This window comes from Anoxybacillus ayderensis (assembly GCF_000833605.1).
GTDB classification, from domain to species: domain Bacteria; phylum Bacillota; class Bacilli; order Bacillales; family Anoxybacillaceae; genus Anoxybacillus; species Anoxybacillus ayderensis.
The window spans coordinates 1-1,398 of sequence record NZ_JXTG01000049.1; the positions used below are offsets into that span (position 1 = coordinate 1).

General features: G+C 37.1%; 1 protein-coding gene. It reads right to left on the bottom strand.

The window, feature by feature from the left end:
• Window positions 1-145: 145 nt before the first annotated feature.
• On the bottom strand, window positions 146-1,270 hold the full coding sequence (locus tag JV16_RS14760; RefSeq protein WP_042536456.1) for an IS4 family transposase: 1,125 nt from the start codon (window positions 1,268-1,270) through the stop codon (window positions 146-148).
• Between the last annotated feature and the right edge of the window lie 128 nt (window positions 1,271-1,398).

The following is a 1,398-nucleotide window of genomic DNA, read 5'->3' on the forward strand; positions in this document are numbered from 1 at the left end:
CACTACCGTCGCATAAATGATGTCTGAATTTTCAGTTTTATTTTTTCTGGACTTTAGAGAAAAAACGAAAACACCTAAGCGAGGGTAGTAGACATCCATTTTTTTACTATAACCTATGACTTGTGCAACAACGACTGGCAAACCTTTATGGGACGCTCTTTCCTTCGATTTTTCGTAACCAAATGTGAGCGGATTTCCACAAAGAAGCCTTCAAATAGCGACTAATTTGTAAGTAACTGCGTTCGCTATTCGTGTTCAACTGAGCTAAAACATTCAGACAGTACACTATCATGGCTACGTACACTTGATTATGTACAGCTTGTTCACTGTGACCAAAAAACTTTTTAATGTTCAGATGTTGTTTCATCCATTTGAAAAAAAGTTCGATTGCCCAACGTGATTGGTAGATTTCTGCAATTTCATCTGCGTCAATGTCAAACCGATTTGTCAGTAAATGAAGCTCATTTCCTTTTGTATCTTGCAATTTGAGTAAGCGAAACACGTTTTCAGAACGATTTTGTGGTGTTCCAATGACAACCATTTCATCAGAGAATACGGGTGAATCTTCTGGTAACGAAAAGGATTCTAACACTCGGACAACAGCGTTTTTACGCAAACGAGTCACAAAGAAATAGCCATCTTCCATCATTTGATCAAAGCGCCTATAATCCAAGTAACCACGATCAAACACGTACATGCATTCTTTGTCATCCACGAATACTTCTAGTTGACCACGATCATGTTCGTTGGCATTCGTGAGTACGGCTTTATCTGGATAGGAGAGTCCTTTTTCCATAAAAACAAGTCGTAAGTGAAGCTTTACTCCTGATTTTGTTTTTCGAAACTCTGCCCACTTATGATTGGTCAAATTAAGCGGTAATGTACTCGAATCAATGATTTTCAAAGGCGTTGTCACTTTTCTTCTTGTTTGGAAATTGGTTTTCCGATGAATTTGTGCCACTAAATCGAGAAAAATCGTTTGAAAGAACTCAGTTGGGATGGTATTGATTCGTCTCCCTAACTGTGAAAAACTAATCGATTCCAATCCCGTTGCTCGTTGTAATTCTTCTAAAAAGACAGCGTCACTCAACGCCCGTAAACTCTCGGTTTCATGGAGTTGGGCATACAAAAGCAGTTTCATAAATGAAGCCATATAAAGTTTCTTGGTATAGTGATTTAATTGATGTGTTTTCACTAGGTCATCAAATAATGGACGATTAATCGGTGAAAACCATTGTTCAAATGATGTTTTTCGTGTAAACTTATCCATGGTTTTGTCCTTTGTATTGGATTTGGATGGTTTACTACCACCCAACCATTATAAAGGATTTTTTTGTGTTTGGATTATATTTCAGAAAATTCGGTTTATTTAAAGGTGTTAAATTATTTTAATGCGAC

What these genes read in the sequence shown, in the direction of transcription:
- JV16_RS14760 (WP_042536456.1), bottom strand. Translation starts at nt 1,270, where the DNA reads ATGGATAAGTTTACACGAAAAACATCATTTGAACAATGGTTTTCACCG.